Origin of the sequence: Pseudoalteromonas prydzensis (assembly GCF_011050055.1) — a bacterium.
Classification (GTDB): domain Bacteria; phylum Pseudomonadota; class Gammaproteobacteria; order Enterobacterales; family Alteromonadaceae; genus Pseudoalteromonas; species Pseudoalteromonas prydzensis_A.
In genome coordinates, this window is the sequence record NZ_DRGM01000179.1 from 13,731 (window position 1) to 27,752 (window position 14,022).

Below are 14,022 nucleotides of genomic sequence, written 5' to 3' on the forward strand. Positions count from 1 at the left end.
TAATTTTGAAGTTAAACAACAGTGAAGCAAACTGGTTTTCTCAGCAAGTTGTCGATTGGTATCGCCTACATGGACGTAAAACTTTACCTTGGCAGCTAAATAAAACACCATACAAAGTCTGGGTATCGGAAGTAATGTTGCAACAAACTCAAGTTGTGACTGTTATTCCATATTTTGAAAAGTTTATGGCAAGTTTTCCAGATATTATTGCTTTAGCAAATGCTGATGAAGATCAGGTGCTGCATCATTGGACTGGGCTGGGTTATTACGCGCGTGCTCGTAACCTGCATAAAACCGCGAAAATAGTCCGCGATCAATACCATGGTGAATTTCCAACCACATTAGATGAAGTAGTCGCGCTGCCTGGCATTGGGCGTTCAACAGCTGGGGCGGTGCTATCACTGTCGCTTGGGCAACATCACCCAATATTAGATGGTAATGTAAAGCGGGTACTGGCGCGTTATTTTATGGTTGAAGGTTGGTATGGGGTTAAAAAAGTTGAAAACCAACTGTGGCAATTAACTGAGCAACTCACCCCAAAAGAAAACGTTACGGAGTTTAATCAAGCGATGATGGATTTAGGCGCAAGCCTTTGTTCGCGCAGTCAGTTTGATTGCCAAGCATGTCCGTTAAACTCGCGTTGCGGGGCATTTAACAACGATGCAGTAAAACAGTTTCCTCACTCAAAACCTAAAAAAACAGTGCCTAAAAAAGTGTGTCATCAACTAATTGTGCAATGTGATGAGCAAGTTTTGATGGAAAAAAGGCCTAACTCAGGAATATGGGGCGGATTATTTAGCTTTTTTGAGTTTGAGCAAAAAGCCCAGTTAGACGCATTTTTAGCTCAGCAAGGCCTTGCTGTTACAACCGATGCTATGGAACCTTTTAGCCATGTATTTTCGCATTTTGAATTAACAATTAATCCTCATGTATTAAAACTGAGTAACATACCAGATGTAATAAATGAGCGGCAGCTGGTATGGTACCCACTTGATCAGTCAATAGAGGTCGGTTTAGCCGCACCAACTAAAAAGCTAGTTAAACAAATTGCCACAATGGTTTACACTAGGGCTAAGTCTTAAACGAATATTAAGTAGAGATCAATTATGGCACGTACAGTGTTTTGTCAGAAGTTACAAAAAGAAGCCGAAGGCTTAGGCTATCAGCTTTACCCTGGTGAATTGGGTGAAAAGATTTTTAATAATATTTCTAAAGAAGCATTTGCACAGTGGCAGCACAAGCAAACTATGCTGATCAATGAAAAGCATTTGAATATGATGGATCCTGAACATCGCACTTTTTTAGAGCAACAGATGATTGGCTTTTTATTTGAAGGTAAAGAGGTCGAAATCGAAGGCTATCGCCCGCCAGAAAAATGATTTTCTATAGCAAGAAAGGGCTTTTAAAGCCCTTTTTTATTGCTTAAATTAAATCGTATCATCTTGCTCTTGAGCATTACGTACTTGCTCTTTTAAATATTGCGCAACACGAGAATATTCAATTTCTAAATTATCGCGTAGTTCAATTAATTGATCACTGGTTAGGTCTTGCTCTTTACAATGACTTTCAAAATCAGTGGCAAGTTCCGCGACTTTTTCGGCGCCAATGGTTTTCGATATTGATTTTAATTGGTGACACGCGGAGATAATTTTTTCATTATCGGCGGTCATTACACCGGTATTAATTTCTTTAGTTAAAGTATGGCTTTGCTCTAAATACATTTTAAAGAAACGTAATTGCTTTGCTTCGTCATGGTTGATGTATTTGGCAAGCATCTCAAGGTTAATAGGTGTAGTCGGTTTATTTTGTGTAGCTGCGATAGGTCCTTGCTTACTTATATTACTCCAACTATTGAGCGTTGCCTCTAGGGTGTTTAATTCAACTGGTTTGGTAATAAAATCATTAATTCCAGCGTTTAAACAGCGCTCTTTTTCACCTTTTAGAGCATTCGCGGTTACGGCGATGATGTAAGGTTGGGCGTTGATGTCTTCAAGTTGTGCGGCTTCATCGCGGATTTTTTCAACCATGTCATAACCAGACATTTTAGGCATGTGTAAGTCGGTTAAAATTAATGGGTAATGACCGCTTTGCCACATTTTTAAGCCTTCTTCACCGTTCTCAGCAACCTCGACACCAAACCCTAGTAAATGCAATTGATCGGTGAGTACTTGCTGATTTAAAACATTGTCTTCAACGAGTAACACGAGTTTGTTCTCATCACGAGCTTGTTCAATATTTAAATAATTATTAAGGGTTTTAACCGGCTTAACTTGTCTTGGTGTGTGAAGCCCAGCTGCAACTAACAACGACATCATAAAGTTTGACTTACATAACGGCGCTGCGTTGAGATAAAAAATGTTTTGATGATTGATCGCGGTTTCATCTAACTTACTAAGTACCACGACCTGCTGGTTATTATCTTCAAGGGTATACAGTAAACGACGTAATAAGTAATTAATATTATCCATTGTATCAACACCATCAAGCACCCAAATAATACCGCGAATGTCTTGATGTTGTTCCACTTCTGCTACCGTTTGTACTGTAATTGTTTTAGCGCCCATAAATGATAAGTAACGATTTATGGTTTGCTTTCTGGTTTGGTGCTCAGTAACCAACACAACGCGATGATCTTTTAATGCATTTTTATGGGCGTATTTAATATTGTTTTCAGTACTAAATGGCAGCTCCACTACAAAATCACTACCAATCCCAACGTTACTAGTCACATTTATTGAGCCCAGCATTAGCTCAGTTAAACTTTTACAAATTGATAAACCTAGACCTGTGCCACCGTATTCTCGGGTAATAGAGCCTTCGGCTTGAATAAATGGATTAAATATTTCTCGAAGCTGGGCTTGGTTCATGCCTTTACCGTTATCACTTACCGTAAAACGCAAGGTGAAGTGATCCGCGGTATTTTGTGCGACTTCTACTGAAATACGCACATAGCCTATACGGTCGTCATTGCTGCTGGTAAATTTAATTGCATTACTGCATAAATTATAAAGTACTTGGCGAACACGTACCGTATCACCTATTAAGTTAATCGGGATATCAGGAGCTATGGCAAGTTCTAACTCTAATTGGCGTTTTTTAGCTACCGATGACAATACTCTGGCAACTTCCTCTATGGTATCTGACACTGAAAAAGGAATTGTATCTATATTGAGTTTACCGGCTTCAATTTTTGAGAAATCCAAAATATCATCCAAAATCCCCAATAATGAAAAGGCTGATTCACGAATTATAGTACTTAAGCGATGCTGAGCACCATTGAGCTCGGTTTGTCTCAATAAATCTATCGTGCCAATAACGCCATTCATTGGCGTGCGTATTTCATGACTCATAGTCGCTAAAAAAGTTGTTTTTGCTTCGCTTGCTTGTTCAGCTCTTTGGCTTGCTTTTTCAAGCGCTAAAGTACGGTTTTGTACTTCTGTTTCAAGGCTACTTTGCAGGTTCTGTAAATCTTGTTGGGCGATATCATTATTGCTGATTGCATTTTGTACTTGCAGCAATAGTTGGTTGATATTTTTTGCGACCACGGCAAGGCCAATATCGAGCTGTTCGTTAACTTGTGTATTGTAACTGTTAGATTTAGTGATGCTTTCTAATTCATGAGCAAGAATGTCACTGCTTTTACGGATCCGTGTATTAAGGTAGACGTTAAAAAACAAGGCAAGCAAAAATAAGCATACGGCAGCAAATCCAGCAATGGCTATTGCAAGTACTGTTGAATGTTGTGGTAACAAGGCTGCGGAATTGGATTTTTGTTTAATGATCAATTCACCAACGGGCTGATCATTTAACTTTAACTGATGATGGATAACACCTTGCTCGGTTAAATGCTGGTCAAGTTTATTAGCTTCAATTACAGGCTTATTACTAGCAAAGACTAATTGTGTTTGTGCAGTTGCTGTATACCTATATAAGTAGTAATCAAACTGTGTATTCAGTGCGACACTTAAATCGAGTAATTTGTTGGCATTATCTTGCCCTGGGCGCGTCAATGCGTTTACTAAAGGTGTATCTAGTTGCTCAGCTAATTGCGTTAAGCTTAGTGAGTTTTGCGCTACTTTAGTATTTTGCGTAGGGTAAAAAGAATAAGCAACTACAGCGAGTGCTGTTACGGTTAGGTTTATAATTATAAAAAGAGGCAATAAGCCTTTTACAGGAGAAGAAAATTTACTCTGCATTTATTATCCAACTTGTCTATTATCAACCGCAATCTAAACAGTCGCTTGTGTACTGGAAATCAATCCTATCATTTACCAGAAATAATTCACTACGTTTTTAGTACAGTTGTACACAAAGCAGTTAAAATACCTATCCGATAGATAAATTAAAGCGTTATTGTTGTAAAAAACAGCGTGCTTTACATTTATTAATCGCTTTGTTGAAAAACTGTGCAAACAGTTATAAAGAATAAAAAAAAAGTTGACTTGAAAGGGCAAAACCAGTTTAATACGCCGCACGCCCAGATAGCTCAGTCGGTAGAGCAGAGGATTGAAAATCCTCGTGTCCGTGGTTCGATTCCGCGTCTGGGCACCATTATTTAAGTAATGGTGTTTAAATCACATGATTAAAACATTATTACGCGTGCCTTAGCACACAGTTTAGTGTGCCGACTTAGCTCAGCTGGTAGAGCAACTGACTTGTAATCAGTAGGTCAACCGTTCGACTCGGTTAGTCGGCACCATTTATTTAGATAATTTGAATAGAGCAACTGACTTGTAATCAGTAATTCATTTAAGTTATCCGTTCGACTTGGTTAGTCGGCATCATTTATTTTAGATAATTTGAAAGAGCAACTGACTTGTAATCAGTAATTCATTTAAGTTATCCGTTCGACTCGGTTAGTCGGCACCATTTATTTAAATTAAATGTTTTAAAACATTTAATTAGCACTGTTTAAGTGCCTCGATAGCTCAGTCGGTAGAGCAGAGGATTGAAAATCCTCGTGTCCGTGGTTCGATTCCGCGTCGAGGCACCATTTATATCAAAGCCCAGTATTAGCTGGGCTTTTTTGTTTTTAGAGAAAATTAGCACAAGTAAAGCTTGCCATGTACTTGGTTGTATTTTCTAATCCTTACACCTTACACCTTACACCTTACACCTTACACCTTACACCTTACACCTTACACCTTACACTTTAATCCCATAAAACCTGCGCTTCATCGCTGTTTCACGTAAGCATGTGTAATGTTATGTAAAGTCAGTTGAGCTATTGCTGTGCTGGTGCTTGAATTACACTCATAAATAGAAGTAATTCAGGTTTTTATATGATTTGGCAATTTAAGCCGAGTTTAGTGGTGATGAGTGTGTTGCTGCTCAGTGCATGCAGCAATCAGCTCAACCGAACTGAACGAGCGCAAGATATCGCAAATACTCCACAGTTGTGGCAACAAGCTGCTACGTCTGCATTAAAGGTTGAAGATAACTGGCTGCAGCAATTAGAAAACCCACAAGTCTTTTTTCTTGTTGAACAGGCATTAGCAAATAACCAGCAAATTTTACAGTCTGGGTATGATGTTGCAATTAAACAGCAGCAATTAGTTGCCACTGGCGCGGCGTTGTGGCCGAGTTTAGATTTATCTGCACGTACTAATCGCAGCAAAGATAATCGCCCAGTTAGCTACAATAATGCCAGCTCGACAAATTTAACTCTCAGCTATGAAATTGATCTATGGGGCAAGTTATCTGATGCAGAGCGTCAAGCTAACCTTGAGTTCTTAGCGGAGCAAGCCAATTTTGAGCAAAGTAAGCAGCGTTTAGTTGGCGATGTCGTCAGTGGTTGGTTTAATGTGATCAGTGCGCAAAAGCTATTGGCACTGTATCAACAGCGTGAAAAAAACGCTGAGCAAAATTTGGCAATTATTGAATCGGGTTATCGCCAAGGTTTAAATGATGCGTTAGATGTGTATTTAACACGTAATGAATTAAATACTGAACGTTCGCGGATTGCAGGGCAAAAAGCGACATTAAACCAAGCTATTCGTACGCTTGAACGGCTAACTGGAGATTATCCAAAAGGGGCCTTAACTGTCGATGCTGAGCTGCCATTATTAGATAAACCCATTCCATTAGGTTTACCGTCAGAACTGATTACCCGCAAACCAAGTTTAATCGCCAGTTGGTATCAACTGTTAAGTAGCGATGCTAATTTAGCGTATGCCCATAAACAACGTTTTCCGAGCTTAGACTTATCCGCAACGTTAGGTGATAGCACTGACCGAGTAAGCGATTTGTTTTCTCCGTCGAGCCTTGCATGGTCGCTGGTTGGAAGTATTTCTATGCCACTGTTTGATGCCGGTAGACTAAAGGCAAACGAGGAAGCTGCGCGATTAGCGGTGCTCAGCCAAGAGCAAAATTATTTAGCGAGCTTGTACGATGCATTTAATGATGTTGAACAGGCTATTTCGCAAGAACAATCATTACTACAGCGCTACCAAGCAACGCTTAAAGCACAAGAAAATGCCATTGCAGCTGAGCAATTATCGTTTGAGCAGTATCAAAGTGGTTTAGTTACTTATACCACAGTATTAGATGCACAAGATCGCTCATTTGATGCGCAAAGCTCAGTTATTGAAATTAAAAACCAGCTAATTATCAACCGTATCAATCTTCATATTGCCCTTGGTGGCGATTTTTCACAGCCAACTAACGGATCAGCCGAGCAATAACAATGAACTTAAAAACCAGAAAAATACTTATCCCTGTTGTGGTGATTGCAGCAACCGCTGCTATCGTTATGTTTATTAAAGGTAATCCGCCACAAGCTAACCGCTTTGCAGCGCCACCTAAAGCACAAATTAGTGTGGCAGTGCAGCTACTAACACCGCAATCGTATCAAGTGATGATCGATAGTTTCGGCACCGTAAAACCGCGTACACAAAGTGGCTTAGTTGCCCAAGCATCGGGGCAAATTATCACTGTCAGTGAGCAGTTCCGCGAAGGGGGCTTTTTTGAAAAAGGTGATGTGTTACTTCAACTTGATGATAGGGATCACCGCGCTGAAGTCAAAGCCGCACAAGCAAATTTATTAACCGTGCAACAGGGCCTGCAAGAAGAGCAAGCGCGTGGTCGCCAAGCTTTAGTTGATTGGCAGCGTTTAGGTAATGGCGCTCAAGCGAGTAATTTAGTGCTGCGCGAACCACAATTAGCCGCAGCGCAAGCCCAGGTGCTTGCTGCTCAAGCGCAACTTGAAAAAGCCGAGCTTGATTTAGAACGCACGAAAATTATTGCCCCTTATGCCGGGCGTGTACTTAGTCGCAGCGTTGATTTAGGGCAAGTGGTGTCTAACAATACCCAGCTTGCGACGATTTATGCCATTGATAGTGTTGAAATTCGTCTACCGATAAAAAATAAAGACTTGCCATTTATTAGCTTACCGGAGCAATACCGTGATGGGCAAAAAAATGCATTCAGTTCAAAGGTGCATTTCACCTCAGATTTAGTTGGTAAGCAAAGCTGGCTTGGACAAATTTCCCGCACTGAAGGGGCGATTGATGAAAGCGCCCAACAACTTTATGTGGTGGCACAAATTAATGATCCATACAAAGCAACCTCGCAAAACCAATACCCGATCAAAATAGGGCAATATATTAAAGCGCAGATCAGTGGTAAACAGGTAGACGCTGTATTAGTTATTCCTAACAGCACCATTTATCAAGGTAGTTATGTGTATATTGTTGAGCAAGGCGTATTAAAACGTAAAGAGATCAGCGTAGCATGGCAAAATGCTACCCAAGCGATTATTGCCAGTGGTTTAACTGCTGGTGAACAGCTAGTACTCACACCGCTTGGCCAAGTTAGTTCGGGCACGCGAGTGAAAGTTATTGGCGAGCCTGCAACCTCAGCAGAGCCGATGAAAAAACAACGTCCGAGCCGTGAACAGCTCGAAGAAATAGCTAAAAAACAGGGTATTACTGTTGAGCAGTTAGTTGAAAAACGCCGCGCAGCAAGAGCGCAAGGAGATAAACCATGATCGCTTGGTTTACCAAAAATCATGTTGCAGCTAATTTATTGCTGATCAGCATTGTATTTGTGGGTTTATTTAGTTTAACCACGCAAATACCGCTGGAAGTATTTCCTTCCTTTGAAACCGATCGTATCAGCGTCAGCGTATCATTACGTGGCTCAACGCCTGAAGATGTGGAGCAAGGGGTGACTATTCGTATTGAAGAGTCAGTGCAAGATTTAGAAGGGATCAAACAGATCTCAAGTCGCTCTTCAGAAGGCTCTGCCTCGGTCAGCATTGAAGTTGAAAGCGGTTATGATCCACGGGAGTTATTAGCCGATATAAAAAGTCGGGTTGATGCGATCAATACCTTTCCAGTTGATGCCGAAAAGCCAGTTGTTGCCCTTGCAGAGCGTAAACGCGAAGTAATCGCTGTCACCGTTGCCAGCGATTATGGTGAAAAAGAAACCCGCGAATACGCCGAGCAAGTGCGAGATCAATTACTACGTTTACCGAGCGTGACGCAAGTTGAGTTAAGTGGTGTACGTGATTACGAGTTAGCCATTGAAGTAAGCCAAGATACTTTACGCCAATATAGTTTAAGTTTAAGTGATATTTCGCGAGCCATTTCCAACTCAAGCTCAGACATCTCAGCGGGGAATTTAAAAACCGAGGGCGGCGACGTACTCATTCGCTCTAAAGGCCAAGCTTACCGCAAAGACGAATTTGCCCAAGTTGTGATAAAACACCAAAGCGATGGCACCATTATTCGGCTGGGTGATATCGCTAAAATCAGTGATGACTTTGAAGAAACCCCAGTGCGGACACGCTTTAATGGTAAGCAAGCTGCGTTTATTGACGTATATCGAATTGGTCCACAAAGTGCTATCACCGTGGCGGATGAAGTTAAAGAATTCATTGAAAAGCAACAAGCTAATTTGCCAATGGGGTTTGAGCTAAGTTATTGGGACGATGATTCAGAGTTGGTTAAAAGCCGTATTGCCACACTCACCACTAATGCCCTGCAAGGCGGTATTTTAGTGTTGGCATTACTGACGTTATTTTTACGGCCGGCCATCGCATTTTGGGTGTTTATTGGTATTCCTGTGTCGTTTATGGGCGCTTTTATAGCGATGCCATTGTTTGGTGTAACACTGAACATTATGAGTTTATTTGGTTTTATTTTAGTACTGGGGATTGTTGTTGATGATGCCATTGTTACTGGCGAAAATGTTTACACTCATTTAAAAACCGCTGAATCCGGTGAACAAGCGGCTATTCGTGGTACCCAAGAAGTGGCAACGCCGGTAACGTTTGGGGTTTTAACCACGGTTGCGGCATTTTTACCGCTGGCATTTATTGAAGGCAGCCGCGGCGCGTTATTTGCGCAAATTCCGGTGGTGGTGATCCCCGTTTTATTATTCTCGTTAATTGAATCTAAGTTCGTGTTACCGGCGCATTTAAAATATATCAAATTACGTCATCAAAAAGGCGAGCCCTCAACGTTTGATAAATTTCAACAGCGTTTTGCTGATGGTTTTGAGCATGCAATTTTGAAATACTATCAGCCTATTTTGAATCTAGCTTTGCGGCATAAATTAGCCACGGTGAGTTTGTTTGTTGGTATTTTCTTGATCATTTTAACCATGATCACCAGCGGCTGGACTAAGTTTATTTTCTTTCCACGTATTCCAAGCGAAACGGTACGGGTTAACTTAACCTTGCCAACGGGGACACCGTTTGAAGTAACCAATAAGTATGTAATTGATATGTCAGATAAAGCACGTCAATTACAAGATAAGTACCGCGACCAAGAAAGCGGTGAAAGTGTTATTTTAAATATACTCGCCACCACAGGCGGGCGCGGTGGGGCGTCTAACTCTGGCAGTGTTCGTTTTGAAATTACGCCTGCTGAAAAGCGTGACTCTGATATTGGTTCGCGGGAGCTTGCCAGCGAATGGCGAGACTTAATTGGTATTATCCCAGGCGCTGAGAGCTTAACCTTTAGAGCCGAAATTGGCCGCAGTTCAGACCCTATTGATGTGCAACTTAACGCAACATCGTTAACAACCTTGCAAGAAGTGGCAGAGCATGTGAAAGCTCGCTTGGCGACTTACCCAACGGTATTTGATATTGCCGATAGCATGTCTGACGGTAAAGAAGAGTTACAAATCGAGCTGACAGAGCAAGCCCTTGCACTGGGGTTAAACCGTGTTGACGTGTCTCAACAAGTACGTAATTCATTTTTTGGTGCACAAGCGCAGCGCATTCAACGTGGCCGCGATGATGTGCGAGTGATGGTGCGTTTACCACTTGAAGAGCGCCGCTCAGTCGCTGATCTAAAAGATATTTTAATTAATTTACCTGACGGTGGCACTGTGCCTTTATCGCATGTTGCTAAGCTTGTGCCAGGGCAGAGTCCTTCATCGATTAATCGCATTGATCGCTACCGTACCTTGAATGTTACCGCTGATATAGAAAAAGAAAACACCAATATGACGGTGCTCCAAGCCGATTTAAAAATTTACCTCGATGAGCTTGTGCAGCAATACCCAGGTGTTAGTCACTCACTCGAAGGTGAAGCTAAAGAGCAACGAGAGTCATTTGGTTCACTCGCGTGGGCATTGGTATTTGTGTTTTTTATCATTTATGGCTTATTGGCGATCCCGTTTAAATCTTACTTACAACCCTTAATCGTTATGAGTGTGATCCCATTTGGCATGATAGGTGCCGTGGTAGGACACTGGATTATGGGAATGGAATTAACCATTATGAGCCTGCTTGGGATGTTGGCCCTGATCGGTGTTGTGGTGAATGACTCACTCGTATTAGTTGATTTTATTAATAAAAAACGCAGTGAAGGCGGCGAGTTACTGGATGCGATCAAAATGGCTGGCGCATCTCGTTTTCGCCCCGTGATGCTAACCAGTTTAACCACCTTTATTGGCTTAATGCCACTGCTGTTTGAAAAGGCAACACAAGCGCAATTTTTGATCCCCATGGCGGTGAGCCTTGGTTTTGGGATTATTTTTGCAACTTTTATCACCTTGTTGTTGGTGCCCGTTAATTACTTATTGATGGAGCGAGTGCAAGGTTGGTTTAAATAAATAATAAATACCCACAGCTTTTGAGCTGTGGGTATTACTACGAAAATTTCTCAAACTATTTTTTCACGCTGAGGTAAACTAACCGCAAAGTAGTTAAATTCAAAGGCTTCAATATGATTGAATACCCGATTGATCAACTCCCGCAGCTTATCGATGAGCTTCTGCAATGTGATACCACAGAACGTAAAAACAAGCTGTTAGCCGACGCTAAAGAAATTCTCTCAACTGAACATTTATCATTATTGTTTGAAGCCTTGCCAAAAGAGCAACGTTTAGATATTTGGCAGCTGCTAGATGAAGATACCCAACACGAAATATTTATTAATTTAGGCGCGGATAGTTGTCGTTGGTTACTACAGTCACTGGACGAAGCTGATGGCTTTAAACTACTCGATGAAGTGAGTGTTGAAGAGTTACTAGAACTCGAAGAGATCATTCCTGAGCGTTTTGTTGAATATGCTCGCCGTCAGTTAGATGAAGTACAAACTAAGCAGTACCAACTAGCACAGCAATATAACCCGGAGCAATTAGGTCACTGGCTTGATTTTGATGCCATTAAAGTATCGGAAAAGCTAACCGTTGCGGGCGCTCGTAAAATCCTGCAAAAAGGTTTACCTCAGTATACTGAAGTGATTTATTTAGTAAGTCGTAAAGGCACCTTGATTGGTGAAGTGCCGGTTAATGCATTATTTAAAGCTCAGGATTCAGATACTTTATTAAGTTTTGCCGAGCACGATATCGCCTCATTGCACGCCGATGATGACTTATACGAAGCGGCTGAAGTGGTGATCCACAGCGAAAGAATGGCGATGCCAGTAGTGAATGTAGATAACAAACTACTTGGCCGCTTAAAAGTCACCTCAGCCTACAAATTACGTCAAGAAGTAACCGATGAAGCTGCAGCTAAAGCGGGTGGTTTACGAGAGGATGAAGACTTATTTGCCAGCGTTCGCAAAAGTGCGAAAAACCGCGGAATTTGGTTAGGTATTAATTTAGCAACCGCTTTTTTAGCATCCTGGTTTATTGGTTTGTTTGGCGCCACGATTGAACAAGTTGTTGCACTTGCGGTATTAATGCCGGTGGTGGCTTCAATGGGCGGCATTGCTGGTAGTCAAACACTTACCGTTATCGTGCGCGGTTTAGCGCTTGGTCAGGTAACTGATTCAAACCGCAAAGCGTTACTTAAAAAAGAGCTCAGGGTTGGTGCGGTAAATGGCTGTGTATGGGCTATGGTTATAGGTGTACTTACCTATGTGTGGTTTAGTGATGTGATGCTCAGTATTACTATCACAGTGGCTATTTTGCTCAATCTGATTGCTGCGTCTTTATCTGGCGTGGTGATCCCGTCGATTTTAGATAAAATGAAAATCGATCCTGCGTTATCAGGCTCAGTAATTTTAACAACGGTGACCGACATCGTTGGCTTTGTGACTTTCTTAGGGTTAGGTAGTTTATTACTACTTTAGTGTGCGAAGTATGACAATTTCCACTGGCACTTGATTGATTTCAGTTTTATTTCTGTTATGTGAATCTTTAGTGAAGAACTGGTTGGCGCATATCATCTGGTTCTTTTTTATCATAAAGTACAGCTCTCGTAGTAGCGAGTTACATAATTAAAAAGGAAATACTCAATGTCAAAGAAACCAGCTAAAGCAATCAGTAAAGAAGTAAAATCGATTAAAAAAGAAATCAGTGCTCGTAAAGATAAAGTCGCAAAACAAAAAGCTAAAATAGGTAAGCTTAAAAAAGCGCTGAAAAAAGCAGCTTAATCTAAAATACTGCTGTGTGACCAGTTATTCAGCGTCATCAGTGATGGTATATAGATATACCTTTCAAATGCTTAGGCAATTATAATTTTTTTGTAATTGCCAAGTCTGTTTATTACCTCTATTTTTAGCACGTTATAATTTGCTGTTGCGTAATACTTGTTAATATTTTTATGCAAATATGTTTTAATCTATGTTCGTCTTGACTGCATTAAGCGTTTACTTAGACCTTATGATAAAAACTTTTTGTGTACTCACTATTTTAGTGTGGATTTTTCCTGCCAGCATGTATGCATCTGAACACTTTAGTGATCACGAGCAGTTTTGCCAGCAGCAACCAGATAAAAAATGTTTAACGTATATTAATGAACATATAGCGTCTTCGGATCTAAATTCAACACACTGGTATAAGGCTAACTCTTATTTATTTGATTATTACTATGATAAAAATGACTTTGAAGCCTTGAAAGCCATAGTTGAGCCATTTGCAGATCGAGATGATTTACCTAAAGTTTTTAAAGTTCAAACTTACTTCTATTACGCCAAAGCGTTACGTTATTATAATGATGACGAGCGTGCAAAAATATACGCAACCAAGGCTTTTGACGATATACAACAAATGTATGAATCGTTTTCTGATCCAATGCGGATGCTAGAGTTGGCTAATTTACAGTATGTTTTTGGTAATAAAGAAACCGCTTTTCAAATGCTGCTAAAAACAGAGCGAAAATTTGGTAAAAGTAAAGATCCCATTTTTAACTTTGAATTACATTCAAACAAAGCAAATACCTATCATGGTTTTGGTGATCTAGAAAATGCCAAAAAGAGTAGAAAGCAAGCTCTCGACTGGATTTATCCAACCCAACATCAAAATAAAATTATTGTTGCGCAAGGCAATTTAGCACGCACTTATCAGCTGCTCGCAGAGTATGATCTTGCTATTAAGTACTATGTTGACTCGTTAAGTTATATGGTTGATGGCAGCGATGATATTACTAAAGCTGCGCATACATTAAGGCTGGCAGAAATATGCTGGCAAGCAAAAGATAATCAGCAGGCCATTAAGTGGTTTAAAGCGGTTAAAGAGAGTGATTTAAATCGTTATCATAAAAAGGTCTATGAACAATTGGCGACAGTTTTAGCGTTGTAACGATTGTAATAACTATGCACCCTCGGTAACTACGGCCCA

General features: G+C 40.7%; 9 protein-coding genes and 3 tRNA genes. 11 read left to right on the forward strand and 1 reads right to left on the reverse strand.

The genetic code is table 11. The annotated features are described in order from the left end of the window. The first annotated feature begins 5 nt into the window (after positions 1 to 5). Together mutY and ENH88_RS17825 are read left to right on the forward strand one after the other, a co-directional pair. Positions 6 to 1,082, forward strand: coding sequence for an A/G-specific adenine glycosylase (gene mutY, locus ENH88_RS17820; protein WP_414704859.1), 1,077 nt, complete (start codon positions 6 to 8; stop codon positions 1,080 to 1,082). A gap of 24 nt (positions 1,083 to 1,106) precedes the next feature. Further along, entirely contained in the window at positions 1,107 to 1,379 is a 273-nt protein-coding gene (locus ENH88_RS17825) for an oxidative damage protection protein (RefSeq protein ID WP_283710265.1), read from the forward strand. A 48-nt stretch (positions 1,380 to 1,427) separates the two neighbouring features. Here ENH88_RS17825 and ENH88_RS17830 read toward each other — a convergent pair whose 3' ends face one another. Continuing rightward, positions 1,428 to 4,196: a hybrid sensor histidine kinase/response regulator gene (locus ENH88_RS17830; protein ID WP_304184301.1), complete on the reverse strand. Its 2,769-nt coding sequence runs from the start codon at positions 4,194 to 4,196 to the stop codon at positions 1,428 to 1,430. 279 nt (positions 4,197 to 4,475) lie between these two features. Between ENH88_RS17830 and ENH88_RS17835 the strand changes: the two genes are divergently transcribed. The 9 genes from ENH88_RS17835 (at position 4,476) to ENH88_RS17875 (ending at position 13,983) form a co-directional block, all read left to right on the forward strand. Then, positions 4,476 to 4,551, forward strand: a tRNA-Phe gene (locus ENH88_RS17835). A 72-nt stretch (positions 4,552 to 4,623) separates the two neighbouring features. Continuing rightward, a tRNA-Thr gene (locus ENH88_RS17840) sits at positions 4,624 to 4,699 on the forward strand. Between the two features lie 218 nt (positions 4,700 to 4,917). Beyond that, a tRNA-Phe gene (locus ENH88_RS17845) sits at positions 4,918 to 4,993 on the forward strand. A 289-nt stretch (positions 4,994 to 5,282) separates the two neighbouring features. Continuing rightward, on the forward strand, positions 5,283 to 6,683 hold the full coding sequence (locus ENH88_RS17850) for a TolC family protein (protein ID WP_304184303.1): 1,401 nt from the start codon (positions 5,283 to 5,285) through the stop codon (positions 6,681 to 6,683). A 2-nt stretch (positions 6,684 to 6,685) separates the two neighbouring features. Next, positions 6,686 to 7,987: an efflux RND transporter periplasmic adaptor subunit gene (locus tag ENH88_RS17855; protein ID WP_304184306.1), complete on the forward strand. Its 1,302-nt coding sequence runs from the start codon at positions 6,686 to 6,688 to the stop codon at positions 7,985 to 7,987. Then, a complete protein-coding gene (locus ENH88_RS17860) occupies positions 7,984 to 11,067 on the forward strand; it encodes an efflux RND transporter permease subunit (protein WP_304184308.1) in 3,084 nt (1,027 codons plus the stop codon). The genes ENH88_RS17855 and ENH88_RS17860 overlap by 4 nt, the downstream gene beginning before the upstream one ends. 113 nt (positions 11,068 to 11,180) lie before the next feature. Continuing rightward, positions 11,181 to 12,533 (forward strand): magnesium transporter, encoded by a 1,353-nt coding sequence (locus ENH88_RS17865; RefSeq protein ID WP_304184311.1) that lies wholly within the window; start codon positions 11,181 to 11,183, stop codon positions 12,531 to 12,533. Between the two features lie 165 nt (positions 12,534 to 12,698). Further along, positions 12,699 to 12,836: a hypothetical protein gene (locus ENH88_RS17870; RefSeq protein WP_169020715.1), complete on the forward strand. Its 138-nt coding sequence runs from the start codon at positions 12,699 to 12,701 to the stop codon at positions 12,834 to 12,836. A gap of 229 nt (positions 12,837 to 13,065) precedes the next feature. Continuing rightward, positions 13,066 to 13,983 (forward strand): tetratricopeptide repeat protein, encoded by a 918-nt coding sequence (locus tag ENH88_RS17875; RefSeq protein WP_304184315.1) that lies wholly within the window; start codon positions 13,066 to 13,068, stop codon positions 13,981 to 13,983. Positions 13,984 to 14,022: the final 39 nt, after the last annotated feature.

Excerpts from the sequence above, each read along its gene's own strand:
- ENH88_RS17865 (WP_304184311.1), top strand. The coding sequence starts at position 11,181 with ATGATTGAATACCCGATTGATCAACTCCCGCAGCTTATCGATGAGCTT.
- ENH88_RS17870 (WP_169020715.1), top strand. The coding sequence starts at position 12,699 with ATGTCAAAGAAACCAGCTAAAGCAATCAGTAAAGAAGTAAAATCGATT.
- ENH88_RS17825 (WP_283710265.1), top strand. The coding sequence starts at position 1,107 with ATGGCACGTACAGTGTTTTGTCAGAAGTTACAAAAAGAAGCCGAAGGC.
- ENH88_RS17855 (WP_304184306.1), top strand. The coding sequence starts at position 6,686 with ATGAACTTAAAAACCAGAAAAATACTTATCCCTGTTGTGGTGATTGCA.
- ENH88_RS17830 (WP_304184301.1), bottom strand. The coding sequence starts at position 4,196 with ATGCAGAGTAAATTTTCTTCTCCTGTAAAAGGCTTATTGCCTCTTTTT.
- ENH88_RS17860 (WP_304184308.1), top strand. The coding sequence starts at position 7,984 with ATGATCGCTTGGTTTACCAAAAATCATGTTGCAGCTAATTTATTGCTG.
- ENH88_RS17850 (WP_304184303.1), top strand. The coding sequence starts at position 5,283 with ATGATTTGGCAATTTAAGCCGAGTTTAGTGGTGATGAGTGTGTTGCTG.
- ENH88_RS17875 (WP_304184315.1), top strand. The coding sequence starts at position 13,066 with ATGATAAAAACTTTTTGTGTACTCACTATTTTAGTGTGGATTTTTCCT.